A 19,781-nucleotide genomic window follows, 5' to 3' on the forward strand; every position below is an offset into this window, starting at 1 on the left:
CTCGACTCGCCCGCTAATTTATGCGACGTGGGCAGACCATGGCTCTCGATATCAAAATATGCGGTTTGAAGACATCGGAGGCGGTTGATGCCGCGCTCCATAACGGCGCGTCGCATATCGGCTTCATCTTCTTTCCCAAAAGCCCGCGCAATGTTTCGCCTGAGCTGGCGGGCCGGCTGCGCCCGGCGGCTGAAGGCCGGGCGAAGGCTGTTGCCGTCACGGTCGACGCCGACGATGCCTTGCTGGATGAAATCATCGGCGCGATGCGCCCCGACATGCTGCAACTCCATGGACGCGAGACGCCGGAGCGGGTGGCGGATGTCCGGGCGCGGTACGGTCTGCCCGTCATGAAGGCTTTATCCATCCGCGATGCGACCGACCTTGCCGCGATCAAGCCTTACCTCGGGATTGCCGATCGTCTACTCTTCGACGCGAAGCCGCCTAGGGGTTCGGACCTTCCCGGCGGCAATGGCATTTCCTTCGACTGGAGCCTCCTTGCGGCGCTTGACGGCGATGTGGATTACATGCTTTCGGGTGGGCTGAACGCGGGCAATATCGCCGAGGCGCTTGCCAGGACGAATGCGCCGGGCGTCGATGTCTCGTCGGGCCTGGAGCGCGCGCCGGGCGAAAAGGATATGCGCCTGATCGAGGAATTCTTCCGGGCCATTCGCGCGGCGGCAAATGAGCGCCCAAGCGTTTTACCCGAACATGATGGAGCGAAGCGTTGAACAAGCCGGCTGAACCCAACTCATTCAAGACAGGCCCCGACGAAGAGGGCATGTTCGGCATTTTCGGCGGACGTTTCGTGGCCGAAACATTGATGCCACTGATCCTCGATTTGCAGGATGCCTACCAGGCAGCCAAGGACGATCCGGAATTCAGGGCCGAGCTTCAGGCGCTTTCGACCCATTATGCGGGCAGGCCCTCCAAGCTCTATTATGCCGAAGGGCTGACCCGCCATCTGGGCGGCGCGAAGATCTACTTCAAGCGCGAAGATCTGAACCATACCGGCAGCCACAAGATCAACAATTGCTTAGGACAAATCCTGCTGGCGAAGCGCATGGGCAAGACGCGCATCATCGCCGAGACCGGCGCTGGGCAGCATGGTGTGGCCTCTGCCACCGTTGCCGCGCGCTTCGGCCTGCCATGCGTCGTCTATATGGGGGCGACGGATGTGGAGCGGCAGAAGCCCAACGTCTTTCGGATGAAGCTGCTCGGCGCGGAGGTGAAGCCCGTCACCGCCGGTAACGGTACGCTCAAGGATGCGATGAACGAGGCGCTGCGCGACTGGGTGACCAATGTCGAAAACACCTATTACCTGATCGGCACGGCGGCAGGTCCGCATCCCTATCCGGAACTCGTCCGTGATTTCCAGTCGGTGATCGGCACGGAAGCCCGCGAGCAGATCCTCGAACGGGAAGGCCGCCTGCCCGACGCCATCGTTGCGGCGGTCGGCGGCGGCTCCAACGCCATCGGCCTGTTCCATGCCTTTCTCGACGATCCGGATGTGGCGATTTACGGCGTCGAAGCGGGCGGACGCGGGCTTGACGGCAACGAGCATTGCGCCTCGATGAATGCCGGCAGCCCCGGCGTGCTCCATGGCAACCGCACCTATCTGTTGCAGGATGCCGACGGCCAGATTCTCGAAGGGCATTCGGTTTCCGCCGGGCTCGATTATCCCGGCGTCGGCCCGGAACATTCCTGGCTCCGCGATACGGGCCGGGTTTCCTATGTGCCGATCCTGGATGACGAAGCGCTCGAAGCCTTCCAGCTCTGCACCCGCGTCGAAGGCATCATCCCGGCGCTCGAATCCGCCCACGCTATCGCCCAAGCCATCAAGCTCGCGCCCACCATGGGCAAGGACCAAGTGATGATCGTCAACCTCTCCGGCCGCGGCGACAAGGATGTGCATACGGTCGGCAAGCTGATGGGCATGGAAATCTGAGGCGCTCATTGAACATGCACATTGCCGCAACCGGAACGTCCACCTATTTCCCGCGCGCCGCCAGGTTCGCGGAGGTGGTGTCGTGCGGCCCGGCGGTGATCAAGCTGTCAATCATCGAGGCCGACGCAACCAGCCCGCTGCCGGATGCTGCAATCGACGCGGCCAAGGAGACGATTGCCGGAACCGCCGAAAAGCTCACGGCAACGCGCCATCTCGATGCCGGTTTCGCTATTGTCCATCAGGGAGAAGAAGGACTCTGGCTTCTTCTGCACTGGTGGCTTGAGGGCGGCATCGCAACGCATATGCTCTGGCGATCCAATCTTGACGGAGAGCCTGCATTCGTTCCAGCGGAGCCCTTACTGATGGCGTGCGTCTGGGAACTCGGAATTATCGATTTTGAACGGCGCGCATGGATGGAAACGGTGATGTCCGGAAAACCCGTCGCCGACTATCTGACGCGCACCATGCCACGGGGCACAGTATGACCACACGCATCGACAAAAAATTCGCCGCGCTGAAAGCGGAAGGGCGTCCGGCGCTCGTCACCTATTTCATGGGCGGCGATCCGGATTATGAGACCTCGCTCAGGATCATGAAGGCGCTGCCCGAGGCGGGTGCTGACATCATCGAGCTTGGCGTGCCCTTCTCCGATCCTATGGCCGACGGCCCGGCGATCCAGGCGGCGGGATTGCGCGCGCTGAAAAGCGGGCAGACCTTGGTGAAGACGCTTGCTATGGCGGCGGAGTTCCGCAAGGGCGATGATACGACCCCAATCGTGCTGATGGGCTATTACAATCCGATCTACATCCATGGCGTCGAGCGCTTTCTGAAAGAGGCGAAGGAATCGGGCGTGGATGGGTTGATCATCGTCGATCTGCCGCCGGAGATGGATGAGGAGCTGTGCATCCCGGCGCTGAAGGCCGGGATCAACTTCATCCGTCTGGCGACGCCGACCACTGATGACAAGCGCCTGCCCAAGGTGCTCGAAAACACCTCGGGCTTCGTCTATTACGTCTCGATGACCGGCATTACCGGCTCGGCACTGCCTGATACTTCGAAAGTGGCGCAGGCGGTCAGCCGGATCAAAGGGCATACGGCGCTGCCGGTCTGCGTCGGCTTCGGGGTGAAAACGGCGGAGCAGGCGAAGGTGATCGGCGCTTCTGCCGATGGCGTCGTCGTCGGTACGGCCATCGTCAATGCGGTGGCAAATACCATCCGGCCGGATGGCTCGCTCGTCGCCGATCCGGCGGATGCGGTCGCCACCATGGTGCGCGGCCTTTCCACGGGAATCCGCGCCGCCCGCCTTGCCGCCGCCGAATAAGCGCTTAGATTACTAAAGAAAAATGGAACCAAGATCATGAACTGGATCACCAATTACGTCCGGCCCAAGATCAATTCGATGCTGGGCCGCCGCGAAGTGCCGGAAAACCTCTGGGTCAAGGATCCAGAGACCGGCGAAATGGTGTTTCACAAGGATCTGGAAAGCAATCAGTGGGTCATCCCCGCTTCCGGCCATCATATGCGCATTCCGGTAAAGGATCGGCTGCGCTTCTTCTTCGACGACGGCAAATATGAGACGCTGGAAAGCGTGAAGGTCCCGGTCGACCCCTTAAAATTCCGCGACGAGAAGCGCTATATCGACCGTCTCAAGGACTATCGCGCGCGCACGGGCCTCGAAGACACCATCGTCAACGCGCTCGGCACCATCGAGGGCCTGCCGATTTCAGTTATCATCCACGAGTTCGGCTTCATGGGCGGCTCGCTCGGCATGGCGGCGGGCGAGGCGATCGTCAAGGGCTTCGAGACGGCCGTCGCGCAGAAGCGGCCGGTGGTACTGTTCGCTGCGTCCGGCGGCGCCCGCATGCAAGAAGGCATCATGTCGCTGATGCAGCTGCCGCGCACGACTGTCGCGGTGGAGATGCTGAAAGAGGCCGGGCTTCCCTATATCGTGGTGCTCACCAACCCCACGACGGGGGGCGTTTCGGCCTCCTACGCCATGCTGGGCGATGTGCATATAGCCGAGCCGGGCGCGATGATCGGCTTTGCCGGCGCGCGGGTGATCGAGCAGACGATCCGCGAGAAGCTGCCGGAGCGCTTCCAGACCGCCGAATATCTCATGGAGCACGGCATGGTGGATATGGTCGTCTCGCGGCTTGAGATGAAGGCGACCATCGCGCGGCTGCTGCGGCTGATGATGAAAAAGCCGGCGGCCAGCACAGCGACGAGCGCGCCCGCCGGTATTGCCGCCTGACGATCATGGCCCTCAAAACCGCCGAGCAGGAAATCGAGCGGCTTCTAAGCCTGCATCCCAAAGGCTTTGACCTGTCGCTCGACCGCACCACGCGGCTGCTTGGCGCGCTCGGCAATCCGCATCTGAAACTGCCGCCGGTCATTCATATCGCCGGAACCAATGGCAAGGGCTCGGCAAGCGCTTTCTCGCGAGCGCTGCTCGAGGCTGCGGGCTTGACGGTGCATGTCCATACCTCGCCGCATCTCGTCAGCTGGCACGAGCGCTATCGCCTTGGCGCGCCGGGCGGCGGGCGGCTCGTTGCCGACGATGTGCTGGCGGAAGCCGTGTCACGGGTGGCGGAGGCGAATAACGGTCAGCCGATCACCGTTTTCGAAATACTCACCGCCGTCACTTTCGTGCTCTTTTCCGAGCATCCCGCCGATGCGGTGGTGCTGGAGGTGGGGCTTGGCGGACGGTTCGACGCCACCAATGTTATCCCTAAGCCAGCTGTCAGCCTGATCATGCCGGTTTCGCTCGATCACCAGGCCTATCTCGGCGACCGGGTGGAGCTGATCGCGGCTGAGAAGGCCGGAATCATCAAGCGCGGCTGCCCTGTTGTCGTCGGCTTTCAGGAGGACGATGCGGCGCGGAACGTGATGATCGAGACCGCAGAAAGGCTGCACGCGCCGCTTTTCGTCTATGGGCAGGATTTCTTTGCCTATGAAGAGCATCGCCGCCTGATCTACCAGGACGAGACGGGCCTGATGGATCTGCCGCTGCCGCGTCTCGTGGGCCGCCACCAGCTCGGCAACGCCGCCGCCGCGATCAAGGCAGTTCGCGCGGCGGGCTTCGATGTTCCCGACCGCGCCATTGAAAAAGCCATGAGCACGGTGGAATGGCCCGCGCGGATGCAGCGGCTCACACAGGGGCGATTGGTGGAGCTTGCCCCGCCTAAAGCCGAAATCTGGCTCGATGGCGGGCATAATCCCGGCGCGGGCGTCGTCATCGCCGAGGCCATGGCGGAGCTGGAGGAACGCTCTCCACGCCCGCTGTTCCTCATATCAGGCATGATCAACACCAAGGACCCCGTCGGTTATTTCAAAGCTTTTGCGGGAATGGCGAAGCATGTCTTCACCGTGCCGATCCGCTCCAGCGACGCCGGCATCGCACATGAGGCGCTGGCAGTGGCGGCTGAGGAAGCGGGTATTTCCGCCGAGCCGGTGCATTCGGTCGAAAACGCGCTGAAAATCCTGCGCGCCAATGCCAGTGCGGGCGATATCCCGCCACGCATTCTCATTGGCGGCTCACTCTATCTGGCGGGCGATGTGCTGGCGGATAACGGCACGCCGCCGGTGTAGTCCCTGGTTTACTCTACGGCTTCGTTACGCGGCGCAGCGTCAGATTGATTCGCCCGCCCTTTTTCAAAAGCATCGAGGTTCCCGGATAAATCCGGTCGACGCCGTGATAGGCAAGTCGCGCCGCGCCGCCGAGCACCACCACATCGCCGCTTTTGAGCTTGAAGGATTGGGTGGGGTCGTTGCGTTTGGTGCCGCCCATGCGAAAAAGGCAGGTGTCGCCCAGCGAGACGGAAACCACCGGCGCGTCGAATTCGCTTTCGTCGCTGTCCTGATGCAGGCCCATCTTCGCTTTGTCCGAATAGAAATTGACAAGGCATGCCTCCGGCGGGTGCGGATAATCGGAAATCTCGCGCCAAAGCGCCATCAACACGTCCGGAATTGCCGGCCATGGCTCGCCCGTCACCGGATGCGCAGGCTGGTAGCGATAGCCGCGCTCCTTATCGGTAACCCAGCCGAGTTCCCCGCAATTGGTCATGCGTACACTCATTTCCTTGCCGGTTTTCGGCATGGCCGGGACGAAAAGCGGTGCTTCGGCTACGATGCCGCGGATCGCCTCGACCAGCGCTTCCTGTGCACCACGGTCGAAATAGTCAGGGAGATAGCGAAAGCCGCCAGGCAAACCCGTCATATCCGATCAGTCCCCACTCACTTTTCCGCGCATTTTCTTGATGCCGGACCGGCCGGATTTCTCCTTGAGCCGCCGCTCGATCGCGCCTTTGGAGGGCTTCGTCTTCTTGCGCGGCGGTGGGGGCGGCTCGGCGGCCTTGGCGATGAGAGCGATGAGCCGCTCGCGCGCGTCCTCGCGGTTGCGTTCCTGCGTGCGGTGGCGGCTCGCCTCGATGAGGATATCGCCCTCCTTGGTGGCTCGCTGCCCGGCAAGCCTGATCAAACGCTGAAATATCTCCTCGGGCAAAGCCGCCTGCCCTGCCCTGAACCGCAATTGCACGGCGGTCGAAACCTTGTTGACGTTCTGGCCGCCCGGGCCGCCGGCGCGAATGAACACCTCCTCGAGATCGTCCTCGCGGATGGAAAGGCGGGCATTGATGCGGATCAGGCGGCGATTCTCTTCCATGGAAAATATATAGCAGAAAAATAGAAAACCCAGCGGTTGCCCGCCGGGTTTCCCTTCCTCCGAACTTTAGGCTGCTTATTCGGCGGCGACCGCCTGCGCAGGAGCAGCGCCCATCACATCGCTATCCACATGTGCTTCAAATTTGGCGAAATTGGCGATGAACATACCGACGAGTTTTGCCGCCTGCGCGTCATAGGCCGCCTTGTCGGCCCAAGTGGAGCGCGGGTCGAGAATGGCGCTATCGACGCCGGGCACGGCTACCGGCACGGCGAAGCCGAAATTCGGGTCAGTACGGAACTCGGCATTCTTCAGCGAGCCGTCGAGCGCCGCAGTCAGCAGTGCGCGGGTCGCCTTGATTGGCATGCGGCTGCCGGTGCCATAGGCGCCGCCGGTCCAGCCGGTGTTGACCAGCCAGCAATCGACGCCATGCACTGCGATGAGCTCGCGCAGCAGATTGCCGTATTCGCTCGGATGGCGCGGCATGAAGGGCGCGCCGAAGCAGGTGGAGAATGTCGCTTCCGGCTCGGTCACGCCCTTCTCCGTGCCCGCCACCTTGGCGGTGTAACCGGAAAGGAAGTGATACATCGCCTGCGCCGGGGTCAAGCGGGCAATGGGGGGCAGCACGCCGAAGGCGTCCGCCGTCAGCATGATGATGTTCTTCGGCTGGCCAGCCTTGCCGGTGGCGCTGGCATTGGGAATGAAGTCCAGCGGATAGGCGCAGCGCGTGTTCTCTGTCAGCGATCCGTCATCGAAATCAGGCACGCGGGCTTCGTCGAGCACGACATTTTCCAGCACCGTGCCGAAACGCTGCGTGGTGGAGAAAATTTCCGGTTCCGCCTCGGCCGAAAGCCGGATGGTCTTGGCGTAGCAGCCGCCCTCGAAATTGAAGACGCCATGCTGCCCCCAGCCATGCTCGTCATCGCCGATCAGCGTGCGGTTGGGGTCGGCGGAAAGCGTCGTCTTGCCGGTGCCCGACAGACCGAAGAAGACCGCCGTATCGCCATCAGGCCCTTGATTGGCCGAGCAATGCATTGGCATCACGCCCTTGGGGGGGAGGATATAGTTGAGCGCGGTGAAGACGGACTTCTTCATTTCACCGGCATAGGACGTGCCGCCGATGAGCACGATCATGCGGGTGAGATCGACGGCGATGACCGTTTCCGTGCGGCAGCCATGGCGAGCCGGCTCTGCGCGGAAGGAAGGCAGGTCTATGATCGTCATCTCAGGGACGAAAGACAGAAGCGCCTCGTGCTCGGGCCGGATCAGCAGGTTGCGGATGAACAGCGAATGCCAGGCAAATTCGGTGATCACGCGGGTGCGCAGGCTGTAATCGGCATCGGCGCCGCCGATCAGGTCCTGGACAAACAGCTCCCTGCCCTTCGCATGCTCGATGAAATCGGCATACAGCGTCTCGAACGCCTCCGGGCTCATCGGCTTGTTGTTGTCCCACCAGACATGGGGCTCGGTATTGGCGTCGCGGACGACGAACTTATCCTTGGCGGAGCGGCCCGTATGCTGCCCGGTGCGGGCGGAAAGCGCTCCATGGGCGGTCAATTCCGCCTCTCCCCGGCGGATCGATTCTTCATAGAGTTCGGCAGGCCCGAGATTATAATAGACTGCGGAGATATCCTTCAGCCCCGAGCTGGTGATGGAAGCGGCCGCGTTGCGTGTGCCGGTCTCTTTCATGGTTTCTCCGCATGTTCCATTAAAAAAGGTTAATCTAGGCCGCCCTGAATGCGCCTCAAGGTTCGGCTGGCTTTCTTGACAGCAGAAAAGCCAAATGATTTCAAATAATTAATCGATTTAAAAATTTTCAAACGAAATTAAATCGTTTAAAAATTCGCGTTGCAGGAGAAACTAGGATCAAGCAACCTGCGAGCGTATCAGCCGTAACATTTGTTTTTAAGGCAGAAAAAGTGCTATGCCACATTTTGTACCGAATTTGTCCTGCACAAACTCGTCGGGTAAAATCAAGTTTGCCGACTGATTTGTTGTTTAAGGAGAGAGGCGCCATGAGGGAAATACCAGCAATGCAGACGATTGCGCTCGTCGACGACGACCGCAACATTCTGACGTCGGTTTCCATTGCGCTAGAATCAGAAGGCTATCGCGTCGAGACCTATACGGATGGGGCTTCGGCGCTCGACGGCCTGATGGCCCGTCCGCCCAATCTGGCGATCTTCGATATCAAGATGCCGCGCATGGACGGTATGGAGCTGCTGCGCCGTTTGCGGCAGAAATCCGACCTGCCCGTAATTTTCCTGACGTCCAAGGACGACGAGATCGACGAATTGTTCGGCCTCAAGATGGGCGCGGACGATTTCATCACCAAGCCGTTCTCGCAGCGTCTGCTGGTCGAGCGTGTCAAGGCGGTGCTGCGCCGTGTGGCGGCCCGCGACGGCACGGCCAAGCCCGTGGGACAGCAGGCAAAGTCGCTGGAGCGCGGCCAGCTCGTGATGGATCAGGAGCGCCACACCTGTACCTGGAAGGGCGAGCCGGTGACGCTGACGGTCACCGAATTCCTCATCCTGCACTCCCTGGCGCAGCGCCCGGGCGTGGTGAAAAGCCGTGACGCGCTGATGGATGCGGCCTATGATGAGCAGGTCTATGTGGACGATCGCACCATCGATAGCCACATCAAGCGCCTGCGCAAGAAGTTCAAGGCGGTTGATGACAGCTTCGAAATGATCGAAACGCTCTATGGCGTGGGCTATCGCTTCCGCGAGGCGTGATCCTCCTGGTCCCGCAGGGGCCGAGCAGAAAATATGATCGTATATGGTGGCTGAAGCTGACAACAATGCCGTCACTGGTTTGAGGGAACGGCGTGCGCGCCGCCAGCGTTCGCTGCTGCGGCGGCGCCTGTTGTCGCCTGCACGGCACATGCTCGGCCATTTCCTGTTTTCGAGCCTCACCCGCCGCATCCTGTTCCTCAATCTGGCGGCGCTGGCGGTGCTGGTCTCCGGCATCATGTATCTGAACCAGTTCCGGGCCGGGCTGGTGGACGCCAAGATCGAGAGCCTGATGACGCAGGGCGAGATCATTGCGGGCGCCATCGTCGCGCAGGCCACCGTCGACACCAACTCGATCGTCATCGATCCGGAAAAGCTCTTGGAGCTGCAGGCGGGGCAGAGCATTACCCCCTCCCCCGACTCGCCGGAAAACTGGGAGTTTCCCATCGATCCGGTCAAAGTCTCCCGCCTGCTGCGGCGGCTCATTTCCCCCACCAGCACGCGCGCCAGGATCTACGACACCAACACCATCCTTTTGTTCGATTCGAGCCAGCTCTATTCCACCTATCCCGGCGGCAAGATCTCGGGCGGGCAGGTGCTGCGCTACGACCTTCCGCCCATCGAATCCGAGCGGCCGGGTCTTCTCCAGCGCTTCAACAATTGGATCGAGCATTTCTTCGAACCCGGCGATCTTCCGCGCGAGCAGGAACAGCCGGGCGGCAGCGGATCGGCCTTTCCCGAGGTGATCCAAGCGCTGACCGGCTCCCCCGCGACGGCACAGCGGCGCAATGAACAGGGCGAACTGGTCGTTTCCGTCGCCGTTCCCATACAGCGCTCCCGCGCCGTGCTGGGTGTGCTCCTGCTTTCCACGCAGGGCGGCGATATCGACAAGATCGTCCAGGGCGAGCGCAACGCCATTTTCCGCGTTTTCGCTGTCGTGGCCGTGGTCATGGTCATCCTGTCACTGTTCCTCGCCTCGACCATCGCCAATCCGCTGCGCAAGCTTGCCGCCGCCGCCGACCGCGTCCGCCATGGGGTGAAGAGCCGCGTCGAAATTCCTGACTTTTCCGACCGGCAGGATGAGGTGGGGCATCTTTCCACCTCGATCCGCGCCATGACCAATGCGCTCTATGCCCGCATCGAGGCGATCGAGAGCTTTGCAGCCGATGTCAGCCATGAGTTGAAGAACCCGCTGACCTCGCTGCGGAGCGCGGTGGAAACGCTGCCGCTCGCCAAGACCGACGAATCGCGCAAACGCCTGCTCGACATCATCCAGCACGATGTGCGCCGTCTCGACCGGCTTATCACCGATATTTCCGATGCCTCGCGCCTCGATGCAGAGCTCGCCCGCGAGCAGGCCGAACGGGTGGATCTGAAGGCGCTGCTCACCAATCTCGTGTCGACGGCGCAGGAGGTGCAGCGCAACAAATCCGGCACGAAGATCGAGTTGAAGGTCGGCAAGCTGCCGCAGGGCCGCAAGGGGTTTTACGTGTCCGGCCACGATCTGCGGCTGGGGCAGGTTGTCTCCAATCTCGTCGAAAACGCCCGCTCCTTCGTGCCCGAAGACACAGGCCGGATCGATGTCTCGCTCAATTATGCCGGCAATCGCATCCGCATTCTGGTCGAGGATAACGGCCCCGGCATCGGCGCGGAAAATATCGAGCGTATCTTCGAGCGTTTCTATACGGACAGGCCCGCCAGCGAGGCGTTCGGGCAAAATTCGGGCCTCGGCCTTTCCATCAGCCGCCAAATCATCGAGGCCCATGGCGGCACGCTGACGGCGGAGAATATCGTCGATCCCGCGACGGCAGACGCCGGCTCATCAGGCCATTGGCTCGGTGCGCGTTTCATCGTCGATCTGCCGGCCTGGTCCTGACCGCGGCTCATGGGGAAAAGCGAAAACATCCACGCCACATCGCTGCTCCTCGGCGACCGCGGCGTCCTTATCGCCGCCCCCTCCGGCGCAGGCAAGTCCGCGCTGGCGCTGGCGCTCATCCAGAGCCGCCGCTCGGCGGGCGGTTTCGCGGCGCTCGTTTCCGATGACCGCACTGTTGTCCGCGCGGTGAATGGCAGGCTTATCGCCTCGCCTCCGGAAACGCTCGCCGGGGGCATCGAGGTGCGCGGCGCGGGTCTTTTCCGCATTGCACATGAAAAAGCGGCGATCCTGCATCTGGCGGTCGATCTGGTTCCGGAAAAGGAGGCGATACGCTATCCTGATGGGGCAAAGCGCACGCATTGCCACGTGGCGCTGCCCCTCCTGCGCCTCGTCGCTCCCGGGCAGCACGGCGCGTTCCATCAGGCTTGCCAGGCCATCGAGGCGGCGCTTTTCATGCCGCAATGGCCCTTGGGCGGTCTTTAGAGCGTAATCATGGTTGCCGGTTAGGGTTAAGGCGGTGGAGAATCGCTCCCTGCCTTGCTGCGCTGCGGCATATCGGCTAAATCGAGGCAATGGCCGGATTTTTCGCTTGATATCGCATTTTCGGCTGTCAAGATGTGCAACCTGCCGGAAATGGGTGCGATCCGGCGGTCAAAAGCGCTGGCGGGGTTTGCTTGCATGTCCATGCGGCGCATGACGGGAGCAATTAAAGAATGATCGGACTCGTGCTTGTGACGCACGGAAAGCTGGCCGAGGAGTTTCACCATGCGGTCGAGCATGTCGTCGGTCCGCAGGAGAATTTCGAAACGGTTTGCATCGGCGCGGAAGACGACATGGAACAGCGTCGCCGCGATATCGTCGATGCCATCGAGCGCGCCGAGAAGGGGCACGGCGTCATCATCCTGACCGATATGTTCGGCGGCACGCCGTCCAATCTCGCCATTTCGGTGATGAAGCCGGGCAAGGTCGAGGTCATCGCAGGCGTCAACCTGCCCATGCTGATCAAGCTTTCCAGCGTGCGCGTGGCCGGGGAGATGCAGGCGGCCTTGCGCGAAGCGCAGGAAGCAGGCCGCAAATATATCAATGTCGCAAGCCAGGTTCTGACGGGGAAATAATCCATGCGCGCCAGCGTCACCCTTACCGGCGAATATGATCCCAAAACCGCGATTTCCCGCGCCCTCGAGATCGTCAACAAGCGCGGCCTCCATGCCCGCGCCTCGGCGAAATTCGTCCAGCTCGTCGACGGCTATGATGCGCATGTGCGGGTCGAGAAGGATGGCGTCACGGTCGGGGGCACCTCGATCATGGGTTTGATGATGCTCGCCGCCTCCCCCGGCTGCTGCATCAATGTCAGCGCCTCGGGGCGCCAGGCGAAAGAAGTGCTCGACGCGCTGGCCGAGCTGATCGCCAACAAATTCGGCGAAGAGTGCTGAGCGTTCCTCCATCGATTATGAGCCTCACCGATCCTGTGGCGGTTTTCGATGCCGGGATCGGCAGTTATGCATTGGTCGATCTGATAAGGCGTGAGCTGCCCCAGCGCGACATCATCTATTTCGCCGACCGCGCGCGCTTTCCTTATGGCGCAAAATCGCACGATGAATTGATGTCGATCATGCGCGGCACCATCCAATATCTGACCGGGCTCGGCGCAGGTGCCATCGTTCTGGCTTCCAACGCGCCGTCGATTATGGTGCTCGATGAATTGAAAAGCGAATTCGACGTGCCCATTCATGGCGTAGCCCCGCCCCTCCGCGAGGCGCTGGCCTTAAGCCGGAGCGGCGAAATAGTGATCATGGGCGTCCGGTCGATGATCGAGAGCGCGGAACTGACAGCATTCGTGCGCGCCAATGCGCCCTGCCCTGAAAAGGTGACGCTCATCAATGCATCGCCCATGGTGGAACTGGTGGAGAGCGGTGCGTTCTTGTCAGAGCCGGAAGCGACGGCCGCCGAGGTCGCTGCGTTCTGCCGTTCCATCGCCGAGGCCCATCCGGCCGTCGATACCCTCACCCTGTCCAGCACGCATCTGCCCTGGCTTAGACCATTCTTCGAAAAGGCGCGTCCTGATTGGCAATTCCTCGATCCGGCAGATGATGTGGTAGCCGCCCTCCCCGCAGCGCAGGACGGCTCGGGCCGCACCGTCGCATTAGTGACGGAAAGCAGCGCCTATACGGCGGCGGGTTTTCGCGACATGTTGGAAAAACTCGGCGTCGATTTGCAATTGACTGTCGTGAACCCTGCCATCGCCTGAAGTTAACCGCGAAGCGTGGACGCGGGTTAGGTGGCTTCCCCATGGGTCGTTCTTGCCGTGTTGTGCAGTTTTCCTATAGTGTTTGGCAATAGCTGGGGGCGGCAATGAATCTCATTCACAACGAGCGCATGAAATATATCGCGAACGCTTTTGACCGGGCTTCGACATCATGCCTGACCGTTGGTGTTTTCGCGCCGATCGCCGCTGCGCTTTATACCTCCGCGAATACCGCCGCGAACTTGCTGCCCTTTTTCATTTCCGCTGCATGTTGGCTTTTCACAGCCGCTATATTACATTTATCAGGTAGATACGTTCTACGGAGGCTGCTGTGAACAACTTGCAGATATTCGCGTTTGTGGTTCTACCGCTGTCAATTGCTGCGGCTGGTTCGGCTTACGCCTATTTCGTAGTACGAAACGACCGCCGCAAACACGGCCCTCATCCGGGCGAATAAAACCTCAACTCACTCCCCATTCCAATGAGCCGGATATGACCGATCCAACCGGACCGATGGATTTTGCGCGTATCCCGCAATCGCATAAATTTGACGATATGCACGCATAAAGATTTCTTTATGTTCCATTGTACCCATTCCCCCGATCTGGTACAGAAATGGCTCTAATTTTCTGGAACGGAGCCAAGGGAATGACCGCAAGTCTGGATTTTGTCGTCAAGGATATGGGCCTCGCCGATTGGGGCCGCAAGGAAATCACCATCGCCGAAACCGAAATGCCGGGCCTGATGGCCGCCCGCGAGGAGTTCGGCATGGCAAAGCCACTCACCGGCGCGCGCATCTCCGGCTCCCTCCATATGACGATACAGACCGCCGTTCTAATCGAGACGCTGCAGGCGCTGGGCGCGGAAGTGCGCTGGGCCTCCTGCAACATCTTCTCCACGCAGGACCATGCCGCCGCCGCCATCGCCGCCACAGGCACGCCGGTCTTCGCGATCAAGGGCGAGACGCTGGAGGAATATTGGACCTATACCGACCGGATTTTCCAATGGACGGATGGCGGCACTTCCAACATGATCCTCGATGATGGCGGCGACGCGACCATGTATATCCTGATCGGCGCACGCGCCGAGGCGGGCGAGGACGTGCTCTCTAATCCGGGCAGCGAGGAAGAAGAAATCCTCTTCGCCCAAATTCGCAAGCGCATGGCGGAAACGCCGGGCTTCTTCACCAAGCAACGCGAGGCGATCAAAGGTGTCACCGAGGAGACGACCACCGGTGTCAACCGTCTCTATCAATTGCAGAAGAAGGGCCTCCTTCCCTTCCCAGCGATCAACGTAAACGACAGCGTCACCAAATCGAAATTCGATAACAAATATGGGTGCAAAGAATCGCTGGTCGACGGCATCCGCCGCGGCACCGATGTGATGATGGCCGGCAAGGTCGCCATCGTCTGCGGCTATGGCGATGTCGGCAAGGGGTCGGCCCAGTCGCTGGCCGGTGCCGGCGCGCGCGTGAAGGTCACGGAAGTGGACCCGATCTGCGCGCTGCAGGCGGCCATGGACGGCTTTGAGGTGGTGACGCTCGACGATGCGGCGCATACCGCCGATATCGTCATCACCACCACGGGGAATAAGGACGTCATCACCCTCGATCACATGCGCAAGATGAAGGACATGGTGATCGTCGGCAATATCGGCCATTTCGACAATGAGATTCAGGTCGCGGCGCTGCGAAACCTGAAATGGACCAATATCAAGCCGCAGGTGGACATGATCGAGTTCCCCGATGGCAAGCGCCTGATCCTGCTTTCCGAAGGCCGCCTGCTGAATCTCGGCAACGCCACCGGCCATCCCAGCTTCGTCATGTCCGCTTCCTTCACCAACCAGGTGCTGGCTCAGATCGAGCTTTATACGCGGGGCGAGAACTACAAGAACGAGGTTTATGTCCTGCCGAAGCACCTCGACGAAAAGGTGGCGCGCCTGCATCTCGACAAGCTCGGCGCGAAGCTGACAACGCTTTCGGAGGAGCAGGCCGCCTATATCGGCGTTACGCCGCAAGGGCCCTTCAAGCCGGAGCACTACAGATATTAACCATAGTTTAAATATCTACAACATATGGATGCCGGGCAGTTGACAAATTGCCCGGCATTTATTTTTGCCCCCAGCCCGCTTCACGGCGATTCCCTTGAGGGGTATTTTGATGTGATTCGAGGGATCAAGGACGCCGATTCAGGCTGGATGAATGCCGGAAGACCGAGGCGTCTGTTCTTTGCGGCGGAGAGGATCGGATATGCGTGGAAAGGCTTTGCGGCATAAGGTGCTGCGGGCAGGCGTTGCTGCCATTGCCCTGTTGCCGGTGTCCGCATGGGCTCAGGTTTCAGAGTCAATGCCTAAGATTTCCACGCCGTTCGGCGCCTCGCTCGGTACGTTCGAGGTTATTCAGTTCGCGATGTTCCTGGGCGCCATGGGCGCGGCCCTGCTTTCCGCCGGCTGGCTCATCCGCGACCGCGGCAAGATCGCGGAGGAAAACGCCACGCTGCGTGCGAAATTCGCCGATCTCTCCCACGCCGCCCAGCGCAGCGAAGCCCTGCTCAATCTCAAGGATCAGCGCATCGTCGTCTGGGACGGGAGCGACCGGAAAGCCGAATTGCTCGGCGGATTGCCGGGCACGAGCGGCGCGCCGCGCGACCGCGCCGGCTTTCTCGCCTTCGGGCGCTGGCTGCGGCCCGAATCCGTTGCAGCGCTGGAACGCGCGATCGCCGCGCTGCGTGACCGGGCGCAATCCTTCGATCTCGTGGTGGAAACGGTCAGCGGCACATTCCTCGACGTTCAGGGCCGCACCTCCGGCAGCTATGCGATTGCCCGCTTCGTCAGCCTTGATGGGCTTCAGGCGGAGCATGCCTTCCTGAAGGCGGAGAATGCCCAGCTTGTCCAGACGGTCACCCTGCTGCGCGGCCTGCTCGATGCGCTCGACGCGGCGGCATGGACGCGCGACGCGCAAGGCCGGCTCGATTGGGTGAACAGCACCTACGCCCGCGCTGTCGGTGCCTCCGATGCCGGGGAGGCGGTGGTGCAGGGACATGAACTTCTGGGCACCAGCGCCCGCCAGCGTATCGAGCGCGAGCGGACGGCCAATGCGCGCTTCCGCGACCGCCTCTCCACCGTCATCGGGGGCGACCGGCATGTTTTCGACGTCACGGAAGTGGCTGATATGGCGGGTTCAGCCGGGCTTGCCGCCGATATCAGCGAAGTGGAGCAGGTGCGCGAGGAATTGCAGCGCACCGTGCGCAGCCATGCCGAGACGCTCGACCAACTCAACACGGCGGTCGCCATCTTCGACCCGGATATGAAGCTGCAATTCTTCAACCAGGCCTTCACCAAGCTCTGGGCGCTCGATCCGGCATTCATGGAGGCGCGTCCGAGCAATGCCATGCTGCTCGACCGGTTGCGGAGCGAGGGCAAGCTGCCCGAGCAGCCGGAATGGCGGCGCTGGAAGGACTCGATGCTTTCGGCCTATCGCGCCGTCGATCCGCAGGAGCATTGGTGGCATCTGCCCGATGGGCGCACGCTGCGCGTCGTCGCCAATCCGCACCCGAAGGGCGGCGTCACCTGGGTGTTCGAGAATCTGACCGAGAAATTCGATCTGGAGAGCCGGTACAACACGCTGATCCGCGTGCAGGGCGAAACGCTCGACCATCTCGCCGAGGGTGTCGCCGTGTTCGGCTCCGATGGCCGCATCCGCCTGTCGAATCCGGCCTTCGCCGCGCTCTGGTCGCTTCCCGCCAATCTGGCGGTGGAGGGCACCCACATCACCGCCATCCGCACCTTCTGCGAGAAGACCTCGGACCCGGCGCTATGGGAAAATTTCGTCGCTGCCGTCACCGGCTTCGCCGACAAGCGCGAAGGCGAATCGGGCCAATTGGAATTGGCGAGCGGGACCATTCTTTCCTATGCGCTGGTGCCTTTGCCCAAGGGGCAGACCATGCTGACCTTCGTCGACGTGACCGACACGGTCCGCGTCGAGCGGGCACTCAAAGACAAGAACGAGGCGCTGGAGCTTGCCGACCAGATCAAGAACGATTTCGTCCAGCATGTCTCCTATGAGCTGCGTTCGCCGCTTACCAACATCATCGGCTTTACCGAGCTTTTGCAGACCCCGGCCTTTGGCGAACTCAACGAGCGCCAGCGCGAATATCTCGATCATATCGGCACCTCTTCCTCGGTGCTGCTGACCATCGTCAACGATATTCTCGACCTCGCCACCGTGGATGCCGGCATCATGGAGCTGGAAATCGATGACGTGCCCGTAGCCGAGACGGTCGCCAGTGCCGCCGAGCGCGTCGCCGACCGCTTACGCGAGCACAATATCGGCCTGAAGGTGGAGCTTGCCCGCAATATCGGCTCGTTCCGGGGTGATGCGAACCGCATCCGGCAGGTGCTGTTCAATCTCCTCTCCAATGCGGCCAATTACGCGCCGGAGGGTTCTACCATCCTGCTTCAGGCCGTTCGCAAAAACGCCGAGATCATCTTTTCTGTTCATGATGAGGGGCCGGGCATGTCGAAGGACGTGCTCGACACCGTGTTCAAACGCTTCCAGCCGCGCAGCAATGGCGGGCGGCGCCGGGGCGCGGGACTTGGCCTTTCCATCGTCAAGAGCTTCGTCGAGCTGCATGGCGGTTCCGTCGAGATCGACACAGCGATGGGCCGGGGCACGACGGTTTCCTGTCATTTCCCCGTCGAAGCCCGGACGTTCAGGGCGGCGGCGGAGTAGAACGGCCCGTTGATGGAGTCGCTCCGCCAGCGTTTCAATCCTAGAATGAAAAACCATGACCATTCTAAAAATTTCGCTGGCTAATGAAGCTGAGGCAATCCGGTTCGGTGAGGACTTCGCCCTGGCGCTGGCGAAGGGTGATCTCGTCACGCTTTCGGGTGATCTGGGCGCCGGAAAGTCCACTTTGGCTCGCGCGATCATTCGTACGCTGGCTAATGATCTCGCGCTCGATGTGCCCAGCCCGACCTTCACGCTGGTCCAATCCTATCCGGAGTCGCGCCTGCCCATCGCTCACGCCGACCTCTATCGCCTGTCATCGGGCGCGGAGCTGGATGAGCTCGGCCTTGAGGAAGCGTTGCAGGATGGCGTCGTGCTGACCGAATGGCCGGAGCGGGGGGAGGGCTATCTTCCGAAACCTGCTTTTGCCGTGACGCTGCTTCATGACGGCGAGGGGCGCAAGGCGGTCATCGAGGCCGATGGCGCGCCGCTGAAGCGTCTGGAGCGCTCGCTCCATATCCGCCGCTTCCTCGAGGAGAGCGGGCGGGGAGGGGCAACCCGCCGCTATCTCCTTGGTGATGCGAGCCCACGCGGTTATGAAACCATCCGCCGGGCGGATGGAAACGCCGAAATCCTCATGAACGCGCCGCCCATGCCCTATGACCCACCGGTCAGACATGGCAAATCCTACCGCCAGATCGCGCATCTGGCCGAGAACATCTTCGCCTTCGCCGGCATGAACCGGCTAATCAAGGCGAAAGGCTTCCGGACGCCCGATATGCTCGCGGAGGACCTCGATAACGGCCTTCTCTTGCTGGAGCATCTGGGCGAGGAGGGGGTGCTTGATAGCGAAGGCAAGCCGATCCCGGAGCGCTACGAGGCCTGCGCGCGTCTTCTCGCCCATATCCACGGGATGGATTGGCCGCGCCAGACGCGAGTGAGCGGCGACGTCATCCATACCATTCCCGATTTTGACCGCGACGCGATGATGATTGAGGTCGAGCTCATGAGCAGTTGGTATGCGCCGTGGGTGAGGGGTCAAGCGCTCGATGAGGCCAGCCGTGCCTCCTTCGAGGCGGCGTGGGACGCGGTTTTCCAGCATCTTGATGGTGCTGAGAAAAGCTTGGTGTTGCGCGACTTCCATTCGCCCAACATACTCTGGCGGACGGAGGCGGAAGGCTTTGGCCGTATCGGGCTCATCGATTTCCAGGATGCGATGATCGGCCCCGCCGCCTATGATCTGGCGTCGCTGGCGCAGGATGCGCGCGTGACGATCGAGCCGGAACTGGAAGCCCGTCTCTTCGCCGCCTATTGCGACGAAAGGCTGAAGATGGGCGGTGCGTTCGACGAGACGAATTTCCGCGCAGCCTATGCGATCATGGCCGCGCAGCGCAATTCCAAGATCCTCGGCATATTCGTCCGGCTCAATAAGCGCGACGGCAAGCCCTTCTATCTCAAACATCTGCCGCGTATTCGCGCTTATCTCACGCGCGCGCTCGCCCATCCGGTGCTTGAGCCGGTGCGTTTGTGGTATGAAAGCCAGGAATTGCTGCGAGAGCCCGAATCGGGTTCTGATTGAGCCAATTGAGAACAGGGCGGT

18 protein-coding genes are annotated in these 19,781 nt (G+C 61.4%); 15 read left to right on the plus strand and 3 right to left on the minus strand.

Annotated elements, in window-relative coordinates; translation table 11 throughout:
- The first annotated feature begins 38 nt into the window (after positions 1 to 38).
- Genes ACOWVG_RS05505 through ACOWVG_RS05530 form a run of 6 tightly spaced genes read left to right on the plus strand, consistent with a single transcriptional unit; the run spans position 39 to position 5,533 of the window.
- Entirely contained in the window at positions 39 to 728 is a 690-nt protein-coding gene (locus tag ACOWVG_RS05505; RefSeq protein WP_420960500.1) for a phosphoribosylanthranilate isomerase, read from the plus strand.
- Positions 725 to 1,945, plus strand: coding sequence for a tryptophan synthase subunit beta (gene trpB / locus ACOWVG_RS05510; protein ID WP_420960501.1), 1,221 nt, complete (start codon positions 725 to 727; stop codon positions 1,943 to 1,945). The genes ACOWVG_RS05505 and trpB overlap by 4 nt, the downstream gene beginning before the upstream one ends.
- Positions 1,946 to 1,959: 14 nt before the next feature.
- Positions 1,960 to 2,430: a hypothetical protein gene (locus ACOWVG_RS05515; RefSeq protein ID WP_420960502.1), complete on the plus strand. Its 471-nt coding sequence runs from the start codon at positions 1,960 to 1,962 to the stop codon at positions 2,428 to 2,430.
- The gene (trpA, locus tag ACOWVG_RS05520; protein WP_420960503.1) at positions 2,427 to 3,266 is read left to right on the plus strand and encodes a tryptophan synthase subunit alpha; all 840 of its coding nucleotides are present in this window, start codon (positions 2,427 to 2,429) and stop codon (positions 3,264 to 3,266) included. Before ACOWVG_RS05515 ends, trpA begins: the two co-directional genes overlap by 4 nt.
- Positions 3,267 to 3,302: 36 nt before the next feature.
- Positions 3,303 to 4,196, plus strand: a complete 894-nt coding sequence (accD, locus tag ACOWVG_RS05525) for an acetyl-CoA carboxylase, carboxyltransferase subunit beta (protein ID WP_420960504.1) — start codon at positions 3,303 to 3,305, stop codon at positions 4,194 to 4,196.
- A 5-nt stretch (positions 4,197 to 4,201) separates the two neighbouring features.
- Positions 4,202 to 5,533, plus strand: a complete 1,332-nt coding sequence (locus tag ACOWVG_RS05530) for a bifunctional folylpolyglutamate synthase/dihydrofolate synthase (RefSeq protein WP_420960505.1) — start codon at positions 4,202 to 4,204, stop codon at positions 5,531 to 5,533.
- Between the two features lie 13 nt (positions 5,534 to 5,546).
- Here ACOWVG_RS05530 and ACOWVG_RS05535 read toward each other — a convergent pair whose 3' ends face one another.
- The 3 genes from ACOWVG_RS05535 to ACOWVG_RS05545 form a co-directional block, all read right to left on the minus strand.
- On the minus strand, positions 5,547 to 6,161 hold the full coding sequence (locus tag ACOWVG_RS05535; RefSeq protein ID WP_420960506.1) for an alpha-ketoglutarate-dependent dioxygenase AlkB family protein: 615 nt from the start codon (positions 6,159 to 6,161) through the stop codon (positions 5,547 to 5,549).
- A 6-nt stretch (positions 6,162 to 6,167) separates the two neighbouring features.
- Positions 6,168 to 6,605 (minus strand): alternative ribosome rescue aminoacyl-tRNA hydrolase ArfB, encoded by a 438-nt coding sequence (gene arfB, locus ACOWVG_RS05540; protein ID WP_420960507.1) that lies wholly within the window; start codon positions 6,603 to 6,605, stop codon positions 6,168 to 6,170.
- Between the two features lie 75 nt (positions 6,606 to 6,680).
- On the minus strand, positions 6,681 to 8,291 hold the full coding sequence (locus ACOWVG_RS05545) for a phosphoenolpyruvate carboxykinase (RefSeq protein ID WP_420960508.1): 1,611 nt from the start codon (positions 8,289 to 8,291) through the stop codon (positions 6,681 to 6,683).
- A gap of 326 nt (positions 8,292 to 8,617) precedes the next feature.
- Here ACOWVG_RS05545 and ACOWVG_RS05550 point away from each other — a divergent pair, with 326 nt between their 5' ends.
- The 9 genes from ACOWVG_RS05550 to tsaE all read left to right on the plus strand — a co-directional run bounded on the left by ACOWVG_RS05550 (position 8,618) and on the right by tsaE (position 19,760).
- A complete protein-coding gene (locus ACOWVG_RS05550; protein WP_420960509.1) occupies positions 8,618 to 9,337 on the plus strand; it encodes a response regulator transcription factor in 720 nt (239 codons plus the stop codon).
- Between the two features lie 43 nt (positions 9,338 to 9,380).
- Complete coding sequence (locus ACOWVG_RS05555) at positions 9,381 to 11,210, plus strand: stimulus-sensing domain-containing protein (RefSeq protein ID WP_420960510.1); 1,830 nt, start codon at positions 9,381 to 9,383, stop codon at positions 11,208 to 11,210.
- 9 nt (positions 11,211 to 11,219) lie between these two features.
- A complete protein-coding gene (locus ACOWVG_RS05560; protein ID WP_420960511.1) occupies positions 11,220 to 11,693 on the plus strand; it encodes an HPr kinase/phosphorylase in 474 nt (157 codons plus the stop codon).
- Positions 11,694 to 11,923: 230 nt separating this feature from the next.
- Positions 11,924 to 12,325: a PTS sugar transporter subunit IIA gene (locus ACOWVG_RS05565; protein WP_188823589.1), complete on the plus strand. Its 402-nt coding sequence runs from the start codon at positions 11,924 to 11,926 to the stop codon at positions 12,323 to 12,325.
- A 3-nt stretch (positions 12,326 to 12,328) separates the two neighbouring features.
- A complete protein-coding gene (locus tag ACOWVG_RS05570) occupies positions 12,329 to 12,643 on the plus strand; it encodes an HPr family phosphocarrier protein (protein WP_420960512.1) in 315 nt (104 codons plus the stop codon).
- A 17-nt stretch (positions 12,644 to 12,660) separates the two neighbouring features.
- The gene (locus ACOWVG_RS05575; protein WP_420960513.1) at positions 12,661 to 13,458 is read left to right on the plus strand and encodes a glutamate racemase; all 798 of its coding nucleotides are present in this window, start codon (positions 12,661 to 12,663) and stop codon (positions 13,456 to 13,458) included.
- A 645-nt stretch (positions 13,459 to 14,103) separates the two neighbouring features.
- Positions 14,104 to 15,504 (plus strand): adenosylhomocysteinase, encoded by a 1,401-nt coding sequence (gene ahcY, locus ACOWVG_RS05580; protein ID WP_420960514.1) that lies wholly within the window; start codon positions 14,104 to 14,106, stop codon positions 15,502 to 15,504.
- Positions 15,505 to 15,655: 151 nt separating this feature from the next.
- Complete coding sequence (locus ACOWVG_RS05585) at positions 15,656 to 18,184, plus strand: PAS-domain containing protein (RefSeq protein ID WP_420960515.1); 2,529 nt, start codon at positions 15,656 to 15,658, stop codon at positions 18,182 to 18,184.
- A 55-nt stretch (positions 18,185 to 18,239) separates the two neighbouring features.
- On the plus strand, positions 18,240 to 19,760 hold the full coding sequence (gene tsaE, locus ACOWVG_RS05590) for a tRNA (adenosine(37)-N6)-threonylcarbamoyltransferase complex ATPase subunit type 1 TsaE (RefSeq protein ID WP_420960516.1): 1,521 nt from the start codon (positions 18,240 to 18,242) through the stop codon (positions 19,758 to 19,760).
- The last annotated feature ends 21 nt before the right edge of the window (positions 19,761 to 19,781 follow it).

Source organism: Brucella sp. IR073 (assembly GCF_049065735.1).
In the GTDB taxonomy this organism is placed as follows: Bacteria; Pseudomonadota; Alphaproteobacteria; order Rhizobiales; family Rhizobiaceae; genus Paramesorhizobium.